The sequence below is a fragment of the Streptomyces rubellomurinus genome (assembly GCF_000961885.1).
GTDB lineage: Bacteria > Actinomycetota > Actinomycetes > Streptomycetales > Streptomycetaceae > Kitasatospora > Kitasatospora rubellomurina.
Genome location: NZ_JZKH01000389.1, coordinates 1 through 248, shown reverse-complemented (window position 1 = coordinate 248; position 248 = coordinate 1). Strand labels below are relative to the sequence as shown.

Sequence of the window (248 nt, the reverse complement as noted above, 5' to 3'; positions counted from 1 at the left end):
TCGCACGCCTCGATCCGCACGCTCTCCGCACCGGCGGCCAGCAGTGCGCCCCGGACATCGGCGGCGCTGGGGGCCGCCTCGCCCTGGCGGGAAGTCAGCACGAGGTGACGCACGCCGTGGTGGCGCACCAGGTGCTCGGCCAGCTCCCGGCCCAGCTCACCGGTGCCGCCGGTGACGAGGACCGTCCGCTCCGGGTCCAGCACGACCCGCTCGGACGCGTCCGCCGCCGAGACCCGCACCAGCCTCGG

General features: G+C 77.0%; 1 protein-coding gene. It reads right to left on the bottom strand.

The window, feature by feature from the left end:
* Positions 1-248, bottom strand: a 248-nt coding sequence (locus VM95_RS38315) for a KR domain-containing protein (RefSeq protein WP_045706429.1), incomplete at both ends; no start/stop codon positions are given.